General features: G+C 70.2%; 15 protein-coding genes and 1 tRNA gene. 10 read left to right on the top strand and 6 right to left on the bottom strand.

The window, feature by feature from the left end; translation table 11 throughout:
• Positions 1-40 precede the first annotated feature (40 nt).
• Positions 41-925 carry a sugar ABC transporter permease gene (locus OHB01_RS02360; protein ID WP_315985204.1) on the top strand — a complete coding sequence of 295 codons (885 nt, stop codon included), beginning with the start codon at positions 41-43 and terminating at the stop codon, positions 923-925.
• Positions 922-1,815, top strand: coding sequence for a carbohydrate ABC transporter permease (locus tag OHB01_RS02355; protein ID WP_142645992.1), 894 nt, complete (start codon positions 922-924; stop codon positions 1,813-1,815). Before OHB01_RS02360 ends, OHB01_RS02355 begins: the two co-directional genes overlap by 4 nt.
• Before the next feature lie 332 nt (positions 1,816-2,147).
• Here OHB01_RS02355 and OHB01_RS02350 read toward each other — a convergent pair whose 3' ends face one another.
• Positions 2,148-3,194 carry a LacI family DNA-binding transcriptional regulator gene (locus OHB01_RS02350; protein ID WP_261985841.1) on the bottom strand — a complete coding sequence of 349 codons (1,047 nt, stop codon included), beginning with the start codon at positions 3,192-3,194 and terminating at the stop codon, positions 2,148-2,150.
• A 197-nt stretch (positions 3,195-3,391) separates the two neighbouring features.
• Positions 3,392-4,222: an IclR family transcriptional regulator gene (locus OHB01_RS02345; protein WP_147943768.1), complete on the bottom strand. Its 831-nt coding sequence runs from the start codon at positions 4,220-4,222 to the stop codon at positions 3,392-3,394.
• A 174-nt stretch (positions 4,223-4,396) separates the two neighbouring features.
• On the opposite strand from OHB01_RS02345, the gene OHB01_RS02340 reads away from it, so the two are divergent.
• Entirely contained in the window at positions 4,397-5,683 is a 1,287-nt protein-coding gene (locus OHB01_RS02340) for an MFS transporter (protein WP_240971078.1), read from the top strand.
• On the opposite strand, the gene OHB01_RS02335 is transcribed toward OHB01_RS02340, so the two are convergent.
• The 4 genes from OHB01_RS02335 to OHB01_RS02320 form a co-directional block, all read right to left on the bottom strand.
• Positions 5,684-6,331, bottom strand: a complete 648-nt coding sequence (locus tag OHB01_RS02335) for a Uma2 family endonuclease (RefSeq protein WP_147943767.1) — start codon at positions 6,329-6,331, stop codon at positions 5,684-5,686.
• A 50-nt stretch (positions 6,332-6,381) separates the two neighbouring features.
• Positions 6,382-6,942, bottom strand: coding sequence for a cysteine dioxygenase family protein (locus OHB01_RS02330; RefSeq protein ID WP_328709314.1), 561 nt, complete (start codon positions 6,940-6,942; stop codon positions 6,382-6,384).
• Complete coding sequence (locus OHB01_RS02325; RefSeq protein ID WP_142645987.1) at positions 6,939-7,847, bottom strand: amidohydrolase family protein; 909 nt, start codon at positions 7,845-7,847, stop codon at positions 6,939-6,941. The genes OHB01_RS02330 and OHB01_RS02325 overlap by 4 nt, the downstream gene beginning before the upstream one ends.
• A gap of 99 nt (positions 7,848-7,946) precedes the next feature.
• Complete coding sequence (locus OHB01_RS02320; RefSeq protein ID WP_142645986.1) at positions 7,947-8,318, bottom strand: phage holin family protein; 372 nt, start codon at positions 8,316-8,318, stop codon at positions 7,947-7,949.
• A 200-nt stretch (positions 8,319-8,518) separates the two neighbouring features.
• On the opposite strand from OHB01_RS02320, the gene OHB01_RS02315 reads away from it, so the two are divergent.
• From OHB01_RS02315 to OHB01_RS02285, 7 genes are all read left to right on the top strand, one after another.
• On the top strand, positions 8,519-8,794 hold the full coding sequence (locus OHB01_RS02315; protein ID WP_030505988.1) for a hypothetical protein: 276 nt from the start codon (positions 8,519-8,521) through the stop codon (positions 8,792-8,794).
• Between the two features lie 53 nt (positions 8,795-8,847).
• Positions 8,848-9,540, top strand: a complete 693-nt coding sequence (locus tag OHB01_RS02310; protein ID WP_142645985.1) for a response regulator transcription factor — start codon at positions 8,848-8,850, stop codon at positions 9,538-9,540.
• Positions 9,537-10,610, top strand: a complete 1,074-nt coding sequence (locus OHB01_RS02305) for a HAMP domain-containing sensor histidine kinase (protein ID WP_147943765.1) — start codon at positions 9,537-9,539, stop codon at positions 10,608-10,610. The genes OHB01_RS02310 and OHB01_RS02305 overlap by 4 nt, the downstream gene beginning before the upstream one ends.
• Before the next feature lie 4 nt (positions 10,611-10,614).
• On the top strand, positions 10,615-11,001 hold the full coding sequence (locus tag OHB01_RS02300) for an OsmC family protein (RefSeq protein ID WP_142645983.1): 387 nt from the start codon (positions 10,615-10,617) through the stop codon (positions 10,999-11,001).
• Positions 11,002-12,518: 1,517 nt separating this feature from the next.
• The gene (locus tag OHB01_RS02295) at positions 12,519-13,124 is read left to right on the top strand and encodes a hypothetical protein (protein ID WP_142645982.1); all 606 of its coding nucleotides are present in this window, start codon (positions 12,519-12,521) and stop codon (positions 13,122-13,124) included.
• A 74-nt stretch (positions 13,125-13,198) separates the two neighbouring features.
• Positions 13,199-13,275 (top strand) — tRNA-Lys (locus OHB01_RS02290).
• A 1,016-nt stretch (positions 13,276-14,291) separates the two neighbouring features.
• Entirely contained in the window at positions 14,292-17,168 is a 2,877-nt protein-coding gene (locus OHB01_RS02285; RefSeq protein ID WP_328854880.1) for an HNH endonuclease signature motif containing protein, read from the top strand.
• Positions 17,169-17,346 lie beyond the last annotated feature (178 nt).

The raw sequence follows: 17,346 nt of genomic DNA, 5'->3' as shown, positions 1-17,346 counted from the left end.
GTGGGCCGTACTTGACTTCTGAGAGGTACAAGTGACGCGGGTGCGCAGATGGCTGCCCGGGCTACTCCTGGTGTCGCCGTCGATCATCCTCATCGCGGTCTTCGTGTACGGCCTGCTGGGCTGGAACTTCAAGCTCGCCATGACCGACAAGCACGACGAGATCGCGGAGATTCCCGGCAACTTCGTCGGGCTGGAGAACTTCACCGGCATCTGGAGCGAGGAGCGCTGGGGCCTTTCGGTCCGGCACGCGATCGTCTTCACCCTGGTCTTCGTCGGCGGCGCCCTCGTCCTCGGCTGGTTCCTCGCCTTCCTGATGGAGAAGGGCATCCGGGCGGAGAGCGGCTTCCGCGCCGTCTACCTGTTCCCGATGGCCGTTTCCTTCATCGCCACCGGCGTGGTCTGGCGGTGGCTGATGAACAGCGCGACGGGTGAGCATGCGGTCGGGCTCAACCGGCTGTTCCACTATGTGGGGCTCGATTTCCTGCAATGGCAGTGGTTCCGTGATCCCGACTGGGGAATGGCCGCCATGGCGATTCCGGCGATCTGGCAGATGTCCGGATACATCATGGCTTTGTTCCTCGCCGGATTCCGGGGCGTGCCGGAAGAACTGCGCGAGGCCGCCCGGGTGGACGGCTGCAGTGAGTGGGGGGTCTACCGCCACGTGGTGCTGCCGATGCTGCGCCCGGTGACGCTGTCCGCGCTGATCATCCTCGGACACATCTCGCTGAAGGTCTTCGACCTCGTCGTCGCGGTGTCGGGCAAGCAGATCATCACCGACGTGCCCGCGACGTTCATGTGGACGGCCGTCTACGACTCGCACGACCCGGCCAAGGGTGCGACGATCGCGTCCTACATCGTGCTGTCCGTCGCCGTCTTCGTCGTTCCCTACCTGATCTGGGACGCGCGTAAGGGGAAGCGCTCATGACCGCGCACGTCGCCGAGAGGGCCCCGCGTACGGCGCCCGCCGCCCCGGCCCGCGACAAGGGCCGGGCGGGCAGATGGGTGCGGCTCGTCCTGCTCCTGTTGTTCGTCCTGGTCTTCCTGATCCCGGTCTACGTGCTGCTGGTCACGAGCTTCAAGCCGCTGACCGAGGCCGACCCCACCCAGGCGTGGAACCTCCCCAAGGTGTGGACGACCGAGGCGTGGAGCGTCGCCTGGGAGAAGCTCGAACCCGGCATCGTCAACAGCTTCCTGCTCGCGGTGCCCGGTTCGCTGATCTCCGCCGCCCTCGGGGCGCTGAACGGGTATGTGCTGTCGAAATGGCGCTTCCCCGGCGCCGACGTGCTGTTCACGCTGTTCCTGTTCGGCATGTTCATCCCCTACCAGGGCGTGATGATCCCGCTGGTGCAGCTCATGGTGAACGTGGGCGACGCCCTCGGCATCCAGTTGTACGGCGGCATCCCGGGCCTGGTCCTCGCCCACGTGGTGTACGGCATCCCGATCTGCACGCTGATCTTCCGCAACTACTACGTCACGATCCCGGATGAGCTCATCGAGGCGTCCCGCGTCGACGGCGCGGGGATGCTGCGGACGCTCTGGTCGATCGTGCTGCCGGTCTCCGGCCCGGCGTTCGCCGTGGTGATCATCTGGCAGTTCACCTCGATGTGGAACGACTTCCTGTTCGCGGTCTTCCTCACCGGGCCGAGCTCCTGGCCGACCACGGTCATGCTCAACAACATCGCGGGCGCGGTGACCACGCCGTACAGCCAGCAGATGGCGGCGGCGATCCTGGCGTCCATCCCCACGATGATCATCTACGTGCTGCTCGGCAGGTTCTTCATGCGCGGCCTCATGGCGGGCGCGCTCAAGGGCTGAGTCCCAAGGGTACGGATTCACGGGTCGAGGCGGCCGGCCACCAGCGCGCCCCGAGAGGGGTGCGCCGATAGAGGACCTGCCGCCCGACCCGGGCGCCGGCGACCGGCCTGGTGGCGGGCGGGATGCTCCTGCTGCCGCTCGCCGACCGGTGGCGACCGCGGGCCCTCATGGTCGCAGGCGACCTCCTGAGGGTGCCACGTGTCTGGTGCTCAGCGCCGGCGACCTGCGTGGTGATCGGCGGGGCGATCTACGGGGCGACTTGCGCGGCTCCCTGCGTGGTGATCGGCGGGGTGATCCGGGCGGTGATCCGCGTGGTGGTCCGTCGGGGCGGGTCAGCCCGCCGCCCGGAGAGGGGGGCGCTCGCCCGAGCCCCGCGGAACCAGCCGCGTAGCCAGCTCGATCCTGCTGGTCGGCTCCTCGTTCCCGGCCAGGCGCATGAACAGCAGGTCGGCGGCCGTACGGCCGAGCCGGGCGGGATCCTGGGCCACCACGGTGATGCCGAGCAGGTCGGCCAGTTCGAAGTCGTCGAACCCCACCAGGGCGAGGCCGCCCGCGGCGCCCGCGTCGGCGGCTTCGGTGAGCGCCGCCAGCGCACGCAGGATCGCCACCGTGGTCCGGCCGTTGCCGGCGAACAACGCGGTCGGCGGGTCGGACGCCGTGAGCAGCCGCGTCAGGTCGGCCCGCATCCGCGCCGGGTCCGGCGGCCCCATGACCACCAGTCCCTCGTCGTACGGCAGGCCTGCGGCGGCCAGCGCCTGCCGGTAGCCGCGCAGCCGTTCGACGGCGGTGAAGATCCCGGGGGCGTCGCCGAGGAAGGCGATGCGGCGGTGGCCGTGCGTGATCAGATGCGCCGTGCCCGTACGGGCACCGCCCACGTTGTCGCACAGGACGGTGTCCGCCTCGCATCCCGCGCCCGGCGGCCGATCGGCGAAGACCGCCTTGATCCCGGCGTCGAACTCGGGTGCCAGGTAGCCGTGGTCGTTCCCCGCAGGCACGATGATCAGCCCGTCCACGCGGCGGGCGCAGAAGGCGAGCACGAGATCGCGCTCCCGGTCCGCGTCCTCCTGGGACGAGCCGGTGAACAGCAGATAGCCGTGGTGCAGCGCGGCGTCCTCGACGGCGCGGTTGAGGCTGGAATAGAAGGCGTCGGCCACGTCTTCGATGACCAGGCCGATGCTCGCCGTACGGCCCCGGCGCAGGATGCGCGCGCTGTCGTTGCGGCGGTAGCCGAGGCGCTCGATCGCCGCCAGCACGCGGCTCGCGGTAACGGCGTTGACGCCGGGCTCGTTGTTGACGACGCGGGAGACGGTCTTGAGCGCCACGCCGGCCGCGGCGGCCACGTCGTTCATGGTCGGACGGCCGCGTCTCGTCTCTACCACGGAGGGATCATCTCCCATTTCACGGCACTAGACAACGTTGTCAGTGTTCTGGTGAGAGTTGGTCGCTTTTGTGGAGATCTGAGGGCGCTTTGCGGGGTGTCTTGGGCGCGCGGAGGTGTGTTCACCTGATGTGTCCCCGGGATGCCCCGTTGGACTGCTGCTGGGCTGTGCCCTTGCCGTGCCCCTGGTGTGCCCTGTCATGGGCTGCCGGGCAGTGCCGTGCTGTGCTCCTGGTGTGCCCTGCCATGGGCTGCCGGGCTGCGTGCGCCTCCGGTGGCGCGCAGGTCGGCCTCGATCCTGGCGGCGGTGGCGAGCAGCGGGGGGAGCAGGTCGCGGCGGGCGGACTCCACGGTGGTGCGGCTGGCGTGCGAGGAGATGTTGACCGCCGCCACCACCCGGCCGCCGTGGTCCCTGATCGGCGCGGCGATGGAGCGCAGCCCTTCTTCCAGTTCCTGGTCCACCATCGCCCAGCCCTGGGTCCGTACGAGGTCGAGCGCCGCGCGCAGGGCGACCGGCGAGGTGGTGGTGTGGGAGGTCAGCCGTTCCAGCCCGGCGCGGGTGAGATAGGCGTCGAGCTCCTCAGGGGGGAGCCCCGCGAGCAGCACCCGGCCCATCGAGGTGCAGTAGGCGGGGAAGCGGGTGCCGATCGCGATCGTCACCCGCATGATCCGGGCCGTCGGCACGCGGGCCACATAGACGATGTCGGTGTCGTCCAGCACGGAGACCGAGGCCGACTCGTGCACCTCGGCGACGAGCCGTTCCAGGTGCGGCAGCGCGACCTCGGGCAGGGAGAGGCTCGACAGGTAGGCGTAGCCCAGCTCAAGCACCCGGGGCGACAGCGAGAAGAGCCGCCCGTCGGTGCGCACGTAGCCCAGGTCCGCGAGCGTCAGCAGGAACCTGCGCGCGGCGGCGCGGGTGAGACCGGTCTTGCGGGCCACGTCGCTGAGCGTCAGCTCCGGGCTCGCGGCGTCGAACGCCCGGATCACGGCCAGACCCCGGGCCAGCGACTGGACGTGCTCCTCCGCCATGACCGCCCACCTCCCGACCGCACCCTAGCGCCGGCCGACGGCGGCCGGGATAACGGGTCGCGGGATGGACCCGGGGGATGAGCCCGGGGACGAGCCCGGGGGACGAGCCGTGGGACAGGTGTGGGACGGGCGGAAAGCGGGTGGGGCGCGACACCGGCCGGTAGGGTTTGGCGAATGATGAGCGGGATCAAGGCCAATCGGGGCAATCTGCTGCTGGTAGGCGGTTTCGTCCTGGCGGCGCTCAACCTGAGGCCCGCTCTCGCGGGTGTGTCGCCGCTCCTCCCTGCCATCATGCGGGACCTCGGTCTCAGCCCCGCAGGTGGCGGCGCCATCACCACGGTGATGGTCGTATGCCTCGGTCTGCTCGCCCCGGTCGCGCCCGCGCTGGCCACCCGTATCGGGCTGGACCGCACGCTGCTGGCCGGTCTGCTCGTCCTCGCCGCCGGTGTCGCGCTGCGCAGCGCGGACGGTGTGCCCGCCCTGTATTGCGGTGCCGCCCTGGCGGGCACGGCCATCGCCGTCATGAACGTCGTCATGCCCGGCCTCGTCAAGCAGCACTTCCCCGGCAGGGTCGGGCTCTTCACCGGCCTGTACGTCTCGGTCATGGTCAGTGGGGCCGCGATGGCCTCGGCGGCGATGGTCCCGCTCGCTGGACAGGTCGGCTGGCGGGTGGCGGCGGGGTCGCCGGCCCTGCTCGCGCTGGTGGCGGCGGCTCTGTGGTGGGTGGCACGCGGGAGGACGGCCCGGCAGAACCCGGCGGGCGAGCCCGGCCAGAACCCGGCGAGCGCGGCCGGCCAGGACCCGGCGACGACGACGGCGGTGACCGCCCATCCTCGTCCGGGCGGCCCCGGCCATCGGCCGTACGCGACCCTGCTCCGGGCGCCGGCGACGTGGGCGGTGATGGCGTTCATGGGCCTTCAGTCGCTGACCTTCTACATCGTGCTGGCCTGGCTGCCCACCGTGTTCCAGGCCGCCGGCCTGCCCGCGGACGAGGCGGGATATCTGCTGGGCCTGACGAACCTCGTGCAGATCGCCGCCGCGCTGCTCGTCCCCCTGCACGCGGGCCGGGCCCGATCCCAGGCGCCGCACGTGGCCGTGGCCGCGCTGCTGACCGTCGGCGGATATCTGGGCGTGCTGCTCGCGCCCACCACCACGCCGTGGCTGTGGATGGTCGTCCTCGGGCTCGGCCAGGGGGCGTCGATCGCGCTCGCCCTGCTGATCATCACGTTGCGGGCGCCCGACCCGGCCTCGGTGACCGCGCTGTCGGCGGTCGCCCAGTCGAGCGGCTATGTGCTGGCCGCGGTCGGGCCGCTCGCGTTCGGCCTGCTGCACGAGCTGTCCCGTGGCTGGACCGTGCCCCTGCTCGCCGGGCTGGGGGCCTGCGTCCTCCAGTTGGCGTCGGGTGTGCTCGCCGCCCGCCCTGTGCCTCTGCAGACGGGGCAGCCGGAACGGGCGGCGTAGTCAGCGCGGCAGCCGTTCGAGGTCGATGGCGATGGGGAAGGGGGAGTCCACCGAGAGGCGGCCGTGGTGGACCCCGGTCATCTGATATCCGGTGCGGTCGGCGTCGAGCTCGAAGGAGTAGACGAACGGCCGGAAGCCGGTGCTCTCGACCCGCCAGAAGTGGGGGATGCCGGCGGCCGCGTAGTGCCGCGGCCGCATGTCGCGGTCGGATCCGGCCGCGTCGGGGCCGACGACCTCGATGACCAGGCGCACCTCTTCGGCGAGGTAACAGGTCCGCCGGTCGTCGGAGGCGGCGAGGTCGTCCACCAGCGACACGTCGGGACGGGCGCGCCGATCGGGCCCCAGCAGGACGTCCATCCGGCTGACCGCCACCAGGTCACCCGGGACCTGCGCGTTCAGCGCCGTGCGCAGGCCGTACGTCATGCGCTCGCGGAACCGGGTCTGGGGGCCCGAGGAGAGGAGGCCGGCGTCGGGGTGATCGGCGCCAGAGTGATCGGCATCAGGACGATCGGCGTCGGGGTGGCCGGTGTCGTCCTCGCCGGCCCGCCGCTCGTCGGCGAGGGGGCGGAGCCGGGAGAGCCGATCGGAGACGCCTCCGGCCCCGCCTCCCGGGCGGGGCTGGAGCCAGTCATCGAGCACGCTGGTCATGGCAGAAGCCTAGCGTCACCGTCTGTGATGAACGAATTACTCGCGTGACACTAAGCCGGGTCGAGCGGGCGCAATTCGTCGGCGTACCCGACCGAAAGACGCCGCATGGTCCCGTCCTCGGTGATGGAGTACTGCCCCATGCGCCACAGTGGTGGCGAGTACGCGTGGATCGAGACGGAGCCCGGCGCCTCACCGGTCAGCCGGTGGATGTGGTCGGGCCCGAACGAGAAGGCGTCGCCCTCCACGACCCGCGTCTCCAGGTGGACGCCGCCGATGCGCGGGTTGCACTCCTTCAGCTCGCCGGCCACCACCTTGACCGCGCCGGAGGAGACGTCGTGGTCGTGCCAGCCGGTGTCGTCCCCGGGCCGCCAGCACAGCAGCCACACGTCCACGTACGAGTCACGGTGCAGCGAGACGTAGTGGCGTCCCCCGTCCTCCGCGCCTTCGAAGCTGAGGTGGTGACGCCACAGCTCGGGCCGGGTGGCCAGGTCCTCGACCAGGGCGAGCAGCTCGCGGCGGTCGAGCGCGCGGGCGGGCAGGTCGTCGAAGGGGGCTGCGGGATCGGCGGGGGAGGCGCACAGTGCGCCTTCCTGGATCGTGGGCGTGCTCATTGGTGCGACTCCTTCCGGGACAGCAGGCGGCCGGGGTTGGCCACGCGTACGGCATGATCGATGGCTCGTTGTGCGGGGTCGCCGGGGTCCGGCCACGCCGATTCGGCGTACGGCTGGTCGCTTCCGGCGACGAGGACGTCGATCCCGAGCTCGCGGATGACCGCGTCGGCGGCCCGGGGGCCGTAGGACGACGTCTCGAGGAACAGATCGGGGTCCACCAGGCCGCGACCGGCGGCGCCCCGGGCCAGCTGGCGCTCCCGATGCAGCGGGGCCAGCCCGGCCAGCAGCGCGAAGCACACCTTCAGCCGGGGATGCCGGGGCCGGCCGAACGCCTCGAACGCGTACCAGGCGGCGTGCATCTGCTGCACGTACGGCACGACGGCGGCCCACCAGGCGGGGCCGGACGCGGCGGTGGCGGGGCCGGGGTGGACGAACAACGGCAGGCCGCGCTCTTCCAGCACGTCGAGCAGCGGGGCGACCTGGGCCAGCCCCCGGGCGTCGCCGAGCGCGGTCGCCGGAAGCTGCAGCCCGGCCATGGCGTCATCGAGGTCGAGGGTGTGCGAGAGCCGTAAAGGATCGGGGTCGGTCACCGGGGCGGCGGCCCAGGCCCCGAACGGCGCGGGCAGCGCGCGGGCGTCGGCGTGGTAGGCGTCGATGAGCGGCCACGCCTCCTCGGGCGGCAGGTGCTCGATCCCGAGCGGGCTCGACAGGGAGACGAGGGCCAGATCGAGGTGGGCGTTGCGCTTGCGCCGGAGCTCCACGTCGTGGTCGGCCGGATCCACCTCGTACGGCGGCTCGCCGTCGAGGACGAGCGTCCATCCGTCCAGGAACGGCGGGCGGGTGCGGCGGCGCAGCGCGTCCACCAGGGACGGCGTCCACAGGTGCTGGTGCACGTCCACGCTCATCGGCCGGTCCTTTCGGGAAGTACCAATTCCCTACTCAGAATACATGCTTTGCGCATGGATGTGACCCAGGGGCGGGTGACGCACCCGCCCCTGAGCTGGTCAGTCGTCGCCGAGGATCATGTTGAGGACCCAACTGATCACGCCGACGACGATGGCGCCCCAGAAGGCGGCCAGGAACCCGTCGACATTGAAGGGGAGGTGGAGCTGCTCGGCGAGCCAGCTCGTGAGCAGCAGCAGGGCGGCGTTCACCACCAGGGCGAACAGGCCGAGCGTGAGCACGTAGAACGCGCAGCCGATCGTCTTGATGATCGGCTTGATGACGGCGTTGACGAGGCCGAAGATCAGCGCGACCGCGAGGAGGGTGCCGATCTGCTTGGCGGTGGAGCCGGCGCTGACGGTGATGCCGTCCACCAGCTTGGTGGACGCCCACAGGGCCGCGGCCACCACGATGATCTTGAGTAGGACCTTCACCTCAAGAATCCTTCCACGGCGCGGCAAAGAGTGCGCGGTTCACGTGTGGCCGGAATGGGCGATCCGCGCCGATGGCGGGAAGGAGCTGCGCCGATGCCGGGAGGTGGCAAAAAGCCTGTCCGGGTTTGGTGGTCTTTCTTCCGCTTCGGGGGTATGAGCGGCAAACCTGGGGGAAACCGACGAGTTGGGGGTGAGGTCGGATGGACGTGGAAGAGCTCGAGTCGCTCCCCGCGAAGGAGCTTCACGACCGTGCCGTGCGCTACGCCGTACGGCACGGCGACCTGGGATTCCTGTGGGATCTGCTGAAGGTCATCCCGGCGGCCGAGGCCGCCAGCGGCAACAGTGACGAGACCGCGAACGACCTCAGCAGAGTCTCGGCGTTGCTCAGCGACGCGATCGGGGCGGGTGAGGGCGAGCTCGGCGACGCGCTCCGGCCGGTGTACGTCGAGTATCTGTCCAAACACCCCGACGCCTGAGTATCAGGACAAACGCTAAGCAACTTCTCATCTCCGCACGTCACAATGATGGCGTGGTCAAGACACAGGTGCTGGTCGTCGATGACGAACCCGAGGTCCGTGACGCGATCGCGCGAGCGCTGCGCGTGGAGGGGTACGGCGTGGCGACCGCCGGGGACGGTATGGGCGCCCTCGACGCCATCGACGGAGCGGCGCCCGACCTCGTGGTGCTCGACGTGCTCATGCCGGGCATGAACGGCATCGAGGTCTGCCGCGCCCTCCGCGGCGACGGCAACCGGCTGCCCGTCCTCATGCTGACGGCCCTGGACGGCATCGGCGACAAGGTGGCCGGTCTCGACGCGGGCGCCGACGACTACCTGGTGAAGCCGTTCGCGCTGGAGGAGCTGTTCGCCCGGGTGCGCGCCCTGCTGCGCCGCACCGCACCACCCCCGGAGGCCGGGTTCGCCGACCTGGTCCTGCTGCCCGACAGCAGGCAGGCCCGCCGCGGCCGGCGGCTCATCGACCTGACCAGGACCGAATATGCCCTGCTCGACCTCCTGATCCGCAACGGCGGCCAGGTGCTGACCCGGCAGCTCATCCTCGAACGCATCTGGGGCTACAACTTCCGGCCCGGGTCCAACCCGCTGGAGGTCTACATCGGTTACCTGCGTAAGAAGACCGAGGCGGGGGGCGAGCCGCGGCTGATCCACACCGTCCACGGCCTCGGGTACGCGCTCAGGGAGCCCGCCGCCGGGGAGGCTCCATGAAGCTTGGCTGGCGGCTCGCGATGGCCTCCGCGCTGGCCGGCGCGGTGAGCGTGATCGTCGTGATCGTGGCCGCCTACGTCATCACCTGCCGCCGGGTCGACTGGGCGATCGACCATTACGGGACGTACGAGAGCTACGGAGGCTACGGCGACCCGCCTCCCAACGGCGTGCTTGCCGCCCTCGCCGACGTGGACGACCTGGGCTGGCCGTTCTTCGCCGTGGCACTCGGCGGCCTGGTGCTGTCGGGGGCGCTCGGCTGGCTGGCCGCCCGCGCGGCACTGCGTCCGGTCAACGCGCTCAAGGACGCGGCGGGACGGGTGGCGACCACCCGCGACCTGACCACCAGGATCGACGTGACGGGGGACGACGAGCTCAGCAGCCTCGCCCGCAGCTTCAACACCATGCTCGACGCCCTGGAACGCTCCGCGAAGTCGCAGAAGCGCCTCGTCGCCGACGCCTCCCACGAGCTGCGCACCCCGCTCACCGCGCTGCGGACCAACATCGAGCTGCTGATGAGAGGCGACCTGCCGCAGGAGGTACACGACGAGGTGAGCCGGGCCGTGATGAGCGGCCTGGAGGAGCTCACGGCGCTCGTCTCCGACGTGGTCGAGCTGGCCCGCGACGAGGAGCCCGCCGTACTCGTGGAGAACGTCCGCCTCGACGAGCTCGTGGAGCGGGAGGTCGCCAGGGCGGCCAGGCACTGGCCGTCGACCGCATACTCGGTCTCGGCGGAGCCGACGGTGGTGCGGGGCGTGCCCGACCGGCTCGCCCGGGCCGTCGCCAACCTGCTCGACAACGCGGCCAAGTACAGCCCGTCCGGCGGCCTGGTCGAGGTGTCGCTGCGGGGCGGCGTGCTGACGGTGCGCGACCACGGCCCCGGCATCTCCCCGGATGACCTGCCGCACATCTTCGACCGCTTCTACCGCGCGCCCTCCGCGCGGGCGCTGCCCGGATCGGGGCTGGGCCTGGCCATCGTGGGCCAGGTCGTGGACAGCCACGGCGGCAGCGTGTCGGCCAGTGCCGCCCCCGGCGGCGGGACGCTCGTACGGCTGGCGCTGCCAGTAGGGTGAGGTCATGGGCTCTGTACGCGTCGAGCGGACCGACAACGGGTTCGTCGCCCGCAACGAGCGCGGCGCCGAGATCACGATGGGCTCCGGTGACGGCCTGTTCAGCCCGGTGGAGCTGCTGCTGGCCGCCGTCGGCGGGTGCAACATCATGACCGTCGAGCCGCTCACCGCCAAGCGCGGCCACCGGCTCGTACGGCTGGCCGTCGAGGTCTCCGCCGAGAAGGAGAGCCCGACGCTGCTGCGCTCGGTCACCGTGACGTACGACGTGGAGCTGCCCCCGGGGGACTCCGGCGAGGTCTTCGAGGCCGTCGCCCGGCGGGTCCACGAGCGCCACTGCACGGTGAGCCGGTCGCTGCAGAAAGGCACCGAGGTCAAACTGGACCTCGGGAGGTAGCACGGGCGGCCAAGGCCTGCCCGGATGTAGGCCGGAAATCAACCTGCCTATGACGAGTTCATGACAGGGCCCCTTGTAGTGTTGAAGCAAGTCCTCAGGGAGAGGACGACAGACTTTCTCGATAAAGGACGCGGATGGGGGAACCGTGTCCGGAAAGCGGGGGACCCGCCGGTGCCTTTGGGGAGGGCATTCCTGGCGGAACCGCTTTAATCCGGAGCCGGGCAGTTGGGGGACTGCCCGGCTCCGGCATTTCCAGTGTTCTCTACCCGTTCTCCTCCCGTCCGTCCCCTCGCCGGCCATCGCCGCTGTGGACGTGGCCGTCCCCTTGCCACTCCTCCCGCCGTCGCCGTCCCTTTGCCGTCGTCGCCGTTGCCGCCCTCCCACGATCCCCCTTGCCATCCCTCCCTCCCCTTGCCCCCGCCGTGGCCGTCGTCCCGCGGTCCCCTTGCCGCCGTCGCCGTTGCTGCCGTGGCTTTGGCCGTTCCCTTGCCACTCCCTCCCGCCGTCGCCGTCCCGCCCTCCCGCCATCGTTGTCGCGTCGCCGCGAGCGGGCCGTTGGCCCGGCCACGCTGGGCGAGTCCGGACCCCCTTGCCGTCCCTCGCGTGTGGGGCAGGAACGTCAATGGATAGCACGCCAGCCGGGTCGTGAGCCGTACAGGCTGGACAGCGGGCCTCGTCCCGGTCCAGCGGTACACCGCGCAGGTGCCGGACCATCCCGGCATCGTGCTGCTCACCGAGTCCGGAGTCGTCTTTGCCGTCCCTCGCTCGTAGGGTGTCCTTGGCCGGGTGGGCCACTGCGCCGTAAGGAACCTCCGGCCCTCCCTGGTGAAGTCCCTCGGCTGGACCTTCGCTGCGGTCCTTGTTCCCTTCCGCTCCGCTCTCTCCACGCCGGTGAACGTTGCGGACACTGATGGACACCGCAGCGGTCAGGGCGCCGGGCCTCGTCCTGGTCGTCCCTGGCAAACAGCCTTTGCTTTGGTAAACCGGCGGTCTTCACCTCGCTCGGCGGTTCCGCTTTTGAGGTGGGTTGCTCTACCGCGCCGTCCCTGGTGATTTTCTTTGTGGTCTCTTGCCGTACGGCCCCCGCGCTTTGCCGTGCGCGGATGGCGCACCTTCGTTACGCACCGTCAACATCACAAAGGTGGGGCGGCGAGCCGTAGACGCTCTTGGGGTAAACGGGGTCAGAGGTAGATCTTCTGGGCGCTATGCGACTCATGCTTTGCTCTGTCCTGACTCGTCCTGTAGTGTCCTATTTGCCGCCGACCGGTGGCTGGATTGGACTTGGAGAGGAGATCACCGTGGGTGACCCCACACCGACCTCCGAGCCAAGGCATCTCGGATCACACGTCTGACTCACGACGGCCTTCCGGCCGATCGCCATAGCTTCAGCGCACACGCCTCCGGGTGATCGACTTCTCTTGCCCGGACACGTGGCCCGTCTTCGCGGTCTGCCGCATGCAGGTCCCTAGATGACGCATGGCCATTTTCTGTCGTCTCACGAAAGATCCCCAGCCCTGATGAAGACTCTGTTTGACCTGCCGGGCAACCGACGCCTCACCACCGCGGCGACGCTCGTCGGTGCGGTGGCCGTCACCGCGTCCCTTGTGGCCGCCGTGCCCGCGCCCGTCGAGCAGCCGGTCAAGGAGGCCGCGAACGTGACCGCCGCCCTGCCGGCGGGCCAGCCCTCCCTCGCCCTCGCCATCCCGGCGAACGAAGAGGTCCTGCTCCAGGGCAGCACCACCGGCTCCTACTTCTGGGACGACTGCTCGGGTCGCCAGGGCGACACCGGTCTGCCGGCCATTGGCAAGCCCATGCAGCAGGGGTTGTTCGCCAGCCCGAGCTGGCCGCTCGGCACCGAGGGCTACATCTTCTACAAGGGCAAGATGGCCAAGTTCTTCATCGGCGACCGGGGCCCGGGCGTTCCGTCGGACAGCGGCGTCATGCTCGACATCGACGGCAAGACCTTCGCCGAGCTCACCGGCACCACCTGGAACCAGGACACGCTGACCATCAGCGGCGACCAGGGTCACATCCCGATCCAGTACGTCGTCACCAAGTGGGGCGACGGGCCGGGTCTGCGCGGCGAGCCGGTGCCCTTCTCCAGTGGCGCCTGGCGAAGCTGAGCCACGACATCCCGATCATCGTTCGAGCGATGTGCGCGACCTTCGCGGGACTGCTAAGGTTACGGACATCGCGGGCGCCGCTAGCTCAGTTGGTTAGAGCAGCTGACTCTTAATCAGCGGGTCCGGGGTTCGAGTCCCTGGCGGCGCACCAGATGAAAGCCCAGGTCGGCACAGCCGATCTGGGCTTTCTTCATCTCTGCGGCATCTTCCCCCGGTCTTCTGTGGTGCGCTGCGCCCCAGCCTCCCGTTCGCCAGCCCGAGATGGGCAATTTCGGGGCTCGCCCGGGCCGTCCAAGGCGAACGTCGTGCTGAAAAGCCCGGCCGGAGCCGCCTGTCCGCCGCTGCCAGGGGCCTGCCCAGCGCGAATGATTACGGGACAGAGCCGTTGTTTGTACTGTCCCGCTGCCAGGGTGCCAGCGCTGCCCGTTGCCGGCCGCCTGCTGTCCGGTGTCGTTCTCGGTGGCGCTGCCGGTGTGGGCGTCGGTGCCCCAGCATGCCCGCCGGTTGTACATGCCGGTCGCCGAGTCGCTCGCGGTAGCGCACGACCTGTGCCGCCGAGTCGCTCGCCATAGTGCACGACCTGTGCCGCCGAGTGGCACGCCGCCGGGGGCGACCTGTACGCAGCCAGTGCTCCGCTCTCACGATTCTGGAGGCAGCGCGTTAGGTTGTGACTCCACATTTGCGCTGGTCAGGCTTGTTTTCGATAGCGTGTTCGGTTAATCTCTGAAGTAGTTGTTACGGATGAGCTTGGTTGGCGTTCTGGTCTGTGGCCTCTGTGCCGGTTGATGAAGTAGCCGAGTCTGTGTGAGTAAGTCCCGGTCCGGGCGACCGGGAGCCCATAGTGCTTTCGTCTCCGGCCTGCGAAGGAGGTTCCCGGCAATGCCAGGCCCGTCCGCGTCCGCCTTGTTCCGGGCGCACTCCGCGTCATCCAGGACTCAGGGACGGCCTGGGCAGTCCATGCCGTCCGCGGCTCGGATGCCTGGTGCGCCCTCGTCGCCGCGTGTGCCGTCTGCTTCTGATCGTGCCCGTTCCTCCTCTTCTCACGGGGTGAGCGGGGTCGGCTCGTTCGCGCCGAGGCGAGCTGCGATTCCGATACCGGACGGGCTCACGATGACACCTCCGGGTGCCGAGCTGGCCGGGCTGCTCGCCGAGGTGAACGTGGAGCGTGTGTCCGGGTTCGACACGGTGGAGGTGCTCAAGGCGGCCTACCGGCAGGTCTGCCATGACCGGGCGTGGTTCTTGCGGGCCTTGCTGGAGGTGGGACTGCGGGACTCGTTCTCGGGCGACGACGTGGTGAGGCTGGAGGTGCCGGATGAGTTCGGCCCGGATGAGGCGCGGGCGGCGCTGGTGTGGTCACGCCGCCGCGCCGATTCAACCTTCGAGCTGGCTTGGAACATTCATCGGCGGTTGCCGATCCTGGGCGAGGCGATGCTGGCCGGGACCCTCGACGAACCCCGCGCGGTGGCGTTCGTCCGCTGGACCGTCGGGTTGACCGACGAGCAGGCCGCTCTGGTATGCGACCAGCTGGTGCCCCAGGCGTCGTCCTGGACGGTGGGAGAGTTGATCGAGCGGATCCAGCGCCTTGCGTTGGCGATCGACCCCGCCTGGGCCGAACGCCGGTACACCGAGGCGGTACGCCGCCGCCGAGTGGTGGGGACCCGCAACGAGGACGGCACCGCGACCGTGTCCGGGCTGGACCTGCCGCTGGACCGGGCGGCGGCCGGGTGCGACCGAATCGACGAATTGGCCCGAGCGTGCAAGCGGGCCGGTGACCGCCGTCCGATCGATCACATCCGGGTGGACCTCTTCCTCGGAAGCCTGGACGGCACGTTCGAGGGGATGTCGGATGAGGAGATCGTCACCCATGTCCTCTGCCATCCCTTCCACGACACCCTTCCTTCCCGGGAAGGCGATGACGACAACGGCTCCGGTGACGACAACAGCGACGGCTCCGGTGGTGACAACAGCGACGGCTCCGGTGGTGACAACAGCGACGGCTCCGGTGGTGACAACAGCGGCGAGCGCGGCAGCGATGGCGGCGGTGACGGCCCTGACCGCCCCGGAGACGGTGGCGGAGTGCGCCCGGGTGCTGATCCCGACCTTCCTGGCGATGACAACCACGTCGATGGCCATGACGGGGCCGGTAGCAGCGAGGGCACCAGGGGTAACGGGGGCACCAGGAGCAGCGGTGACGACCTTGACCACCCCGGTGATGGCATGCGTCCTGACGCTGACCTCGATCAGCGGGATGGCCGTCGCATCAGCGGGGCCAGCGGCGCGGACGGCGCCGGCGGCACCGGCGGTGCCGACAGCACAGGCGGCGCTGATGGTGGTGGTGCTAATGGTGCTGACGGTTCGGCCGAGGCCGATAGCGGCGCGGCCGAGCGAGACCAAGACACGGAGCCGTGTAGCCACCCGGGGAATGGGCCCGGCGGACTGTCGTCCGCGAGCGGCTCGCACTCCATGGAGCCGCACTCGGCAGGGTCGGAGGAAACAGCGCCTTGTACGCCCGATCATGAAACCGGGCAAGGTGAGGCCGAATCCGACAAGCGAGTGCCCGGCAAGCCAGCGCCCGACGGGCCGGCGTTCGACGCGCTCGTGCCCGACGAGGCTGAGCTCGACACGCTCGTGCTCGACCAAGTTGAGCTGGACAGGTCAGCACTCGACAAGGTTGGGCCTGACAAGGCTGAGCTGGACAGGTCAGCGCCCGGCAAGCCAGCGCCCGACGGGCCGGCGTTCGACACGCTCGTGCCCGACGAGGCTGAGCTCGACGCGCTCGTGCCCGACCAAGCTGAGCTGGACAGGTCAGCACCCGACACGCTCGTGCCCGACAAGGTGGGGCCCAACGGGTCAGGGCCGGGTCAAGCTGGGACTGGTAGGGCCGGGCCCTGCAGGTCAGCACCCGACAAGGTTGGACCCGACAGGCCGACGCCCGATGAAGCTGGACCTGCCAGGCCAGCGCCCGGTGAAGCTGGGGCCGACCGGGTGGGGCTCCAGCATGCCCACGCTCAGGTACAGGGGGATGCCGATGTCCGGATGGGCACCGGAGGGTGGACGGTGCGGGAGATCCGGCTGGAGCTCACCACGCTGCTCAGCCTGGATGAGCATCCCGCCCATCTGCCCGGCTGGGGAGTCGTCCACCCTGGTTTGGCCCGGTGCATCGTCGAGGGCATGCTCGGTGGGCAGTGGCGGTACGCCATCTGCTACGACAACGGCCACCTGGCGTTGACCGGGCTCGTCCGGGCCCGTCCTCACGCCCCGGGCCGGAACCGCCCCGCCCGTGACCGGCGGCGTGGCGGCCTCGTCGAACTACAGATCACCCTCAGTCACCTGCGGATGCTGGCCGCCCGGCCCGCCCGCGTCCTCGGAGCGTGGGCGCCGGTGGTCGCCGAGTTGTCCGCCCACGCCGCCTCCCTCCTGGCCACTGGCGAGGGGGTCACCGCGGGCCGGCACATGAACGGTATGGCGGACAGGCGAGCCGAGGGGACGGCGGGCGGCGGGGCCGATTCGGAGCGCCGGCGTCAAGCCGGAGCGGCCTTACGACGCTATGTGCAGATACGGGGCCGGGTCTGCTCCTGGCCCGGCTGCCGCACGCCTGCCACCCGAACCGACCAGGACCACATCCTCCCGTGGGCGGAGCAGGGGCCTACGAACGCGGAGAACCTGCACCTGGCCTGCCGCCACGACCATCGCGCCCGGCACCACGGCGGCTGGCGCGTCAGCACTGCGGGCCCTCACATGGTCGTCTGGACCAGCCCGCTGGGGCACCGGTACCCGAGTCCTCTTCCGAAGATCATCATCCCCGCCTGTAGTCCGCATCCCCGCAGTCAGCCCAGCCCGACGTCCTACCGGTACCTCGACGACCTCCCCGAGACCCCCACCATGGCCCCGGCCACCGAGCCGCCACTTCCGCAGGAGTCTCCCCAGCGGGAGACGGGAGCAGCCACGCCGCCGAAGCCGGCCGGCGGGACGGGGACGCCCGCTCCCAAGGCCGGGGCGTACGGATCGCTGCTCGGAGGCGAACGTGACGAACCACCCTTCTGACGCCTCCCGCGCCCGAGAGGAAAGGTCGGACACAGAGAGGGCGGAGAAGGCTTGGACGGGGAGTGGCCGGACACGGAGGTCCTGGACATGGAGGGCCGGACACAGAGAGGGCCGGACACAGAGAGGGCCTGGAGTTGGAGGGGGCAGACACGGAGGGCGGATACGAATAGGGCGGAGA

Source organism: Microbispora hainanensis (assembly GCF_036186745.1).
GTDB lineage: Bacteria > Actinomycetota > Actinomycetes > Streptosporangiales > Streptosporangiaceae > Microbispora.
The sequence above is the reverse complement of the archived record's forward strand: the minus strand, read 5'-3'. Positions and strand labels throughout refer to the sequence as shown.

What these genes read in the sequence shown, in the direction of transcription:
- OHB01_RS02355 (WP_142645992.1), top strand. Translation starts at nt 922, where the DNA reads ATGACCGCGCACGTCGCCGAGAGGGCCCCGCGTACGGCGCCCGCCGCC.
- OHB01_RS02345 (WP_147943768.1), bottom strand. Translation starts at nt 4,222, where the DNA reads ATGGCGGAGGAGCACGTCCAGTCGCTGGCCCGGGGTCTGGCCGTGATC.
- OHB01_RS02340 (WP_240971078.1), top strand. Translation starts at nt 4,397, where the DNA reads ATGATGAGCGGGATCAAGGCCAATCGGGGCAATCTGCTGCTGGTAGGC.
- OHB01_RS02335 (WP_147943767.1), bottom strand. Translation starts at nt 6,331, where the DNA reads ATGACCAGCGTGCTCGATGACTGGCTCCAGCCCCGCCCGGGAGGCGGG.
- OHB01_RS02330 (WP_328709314.1), bottom strand. Translation starts at nt 6,942, where the DNA reads ATGAGCACGCCCACGATCCAGGAAGGCGCACTGTGCGCCTCCCCCGCC.
- OHB01_RS02325 (WP_142645987.1), bottom strand. Translation starts at nt 7,847, where the DNA reads ATGAGCGTGGACGTGCACCAGCACCTGTGGACGCCGTCCCTGGTGGAC.
- OHB01_RS02315 (WP_030505988.1), top strand. Translation starts at nt 8,519, where the DNA reads ATGGACGTGGAAGAGCTCGAGTCGCTCCCCGCGAAGGAGCTTCACGAC.
- OHB01_RS02305 (WP_147943765.1), top strand. Translation starts at nt 9,537, where the DNA reads ATGAAGCTTGGCTGGCGGCTCGCGATGGCCTCCGCGCTGGCCGGCGCG.
- OHB01_RS02300 (WP_142645983.1), top strand. Translation starts at nt 10,615, where the DNA reads ATGGGCTCTGTACGCGTCGAGCGGACCGACAACGGGTTCGTCGCCCGC.
- OHB01_RS02295 (WP_142645982.1), top strand. Translation starts at nt 12,519, where the DNA reads ATGAAGACTCTGTTTGACCTGCCGGGCAACCGACGCCTCACCACCGCG.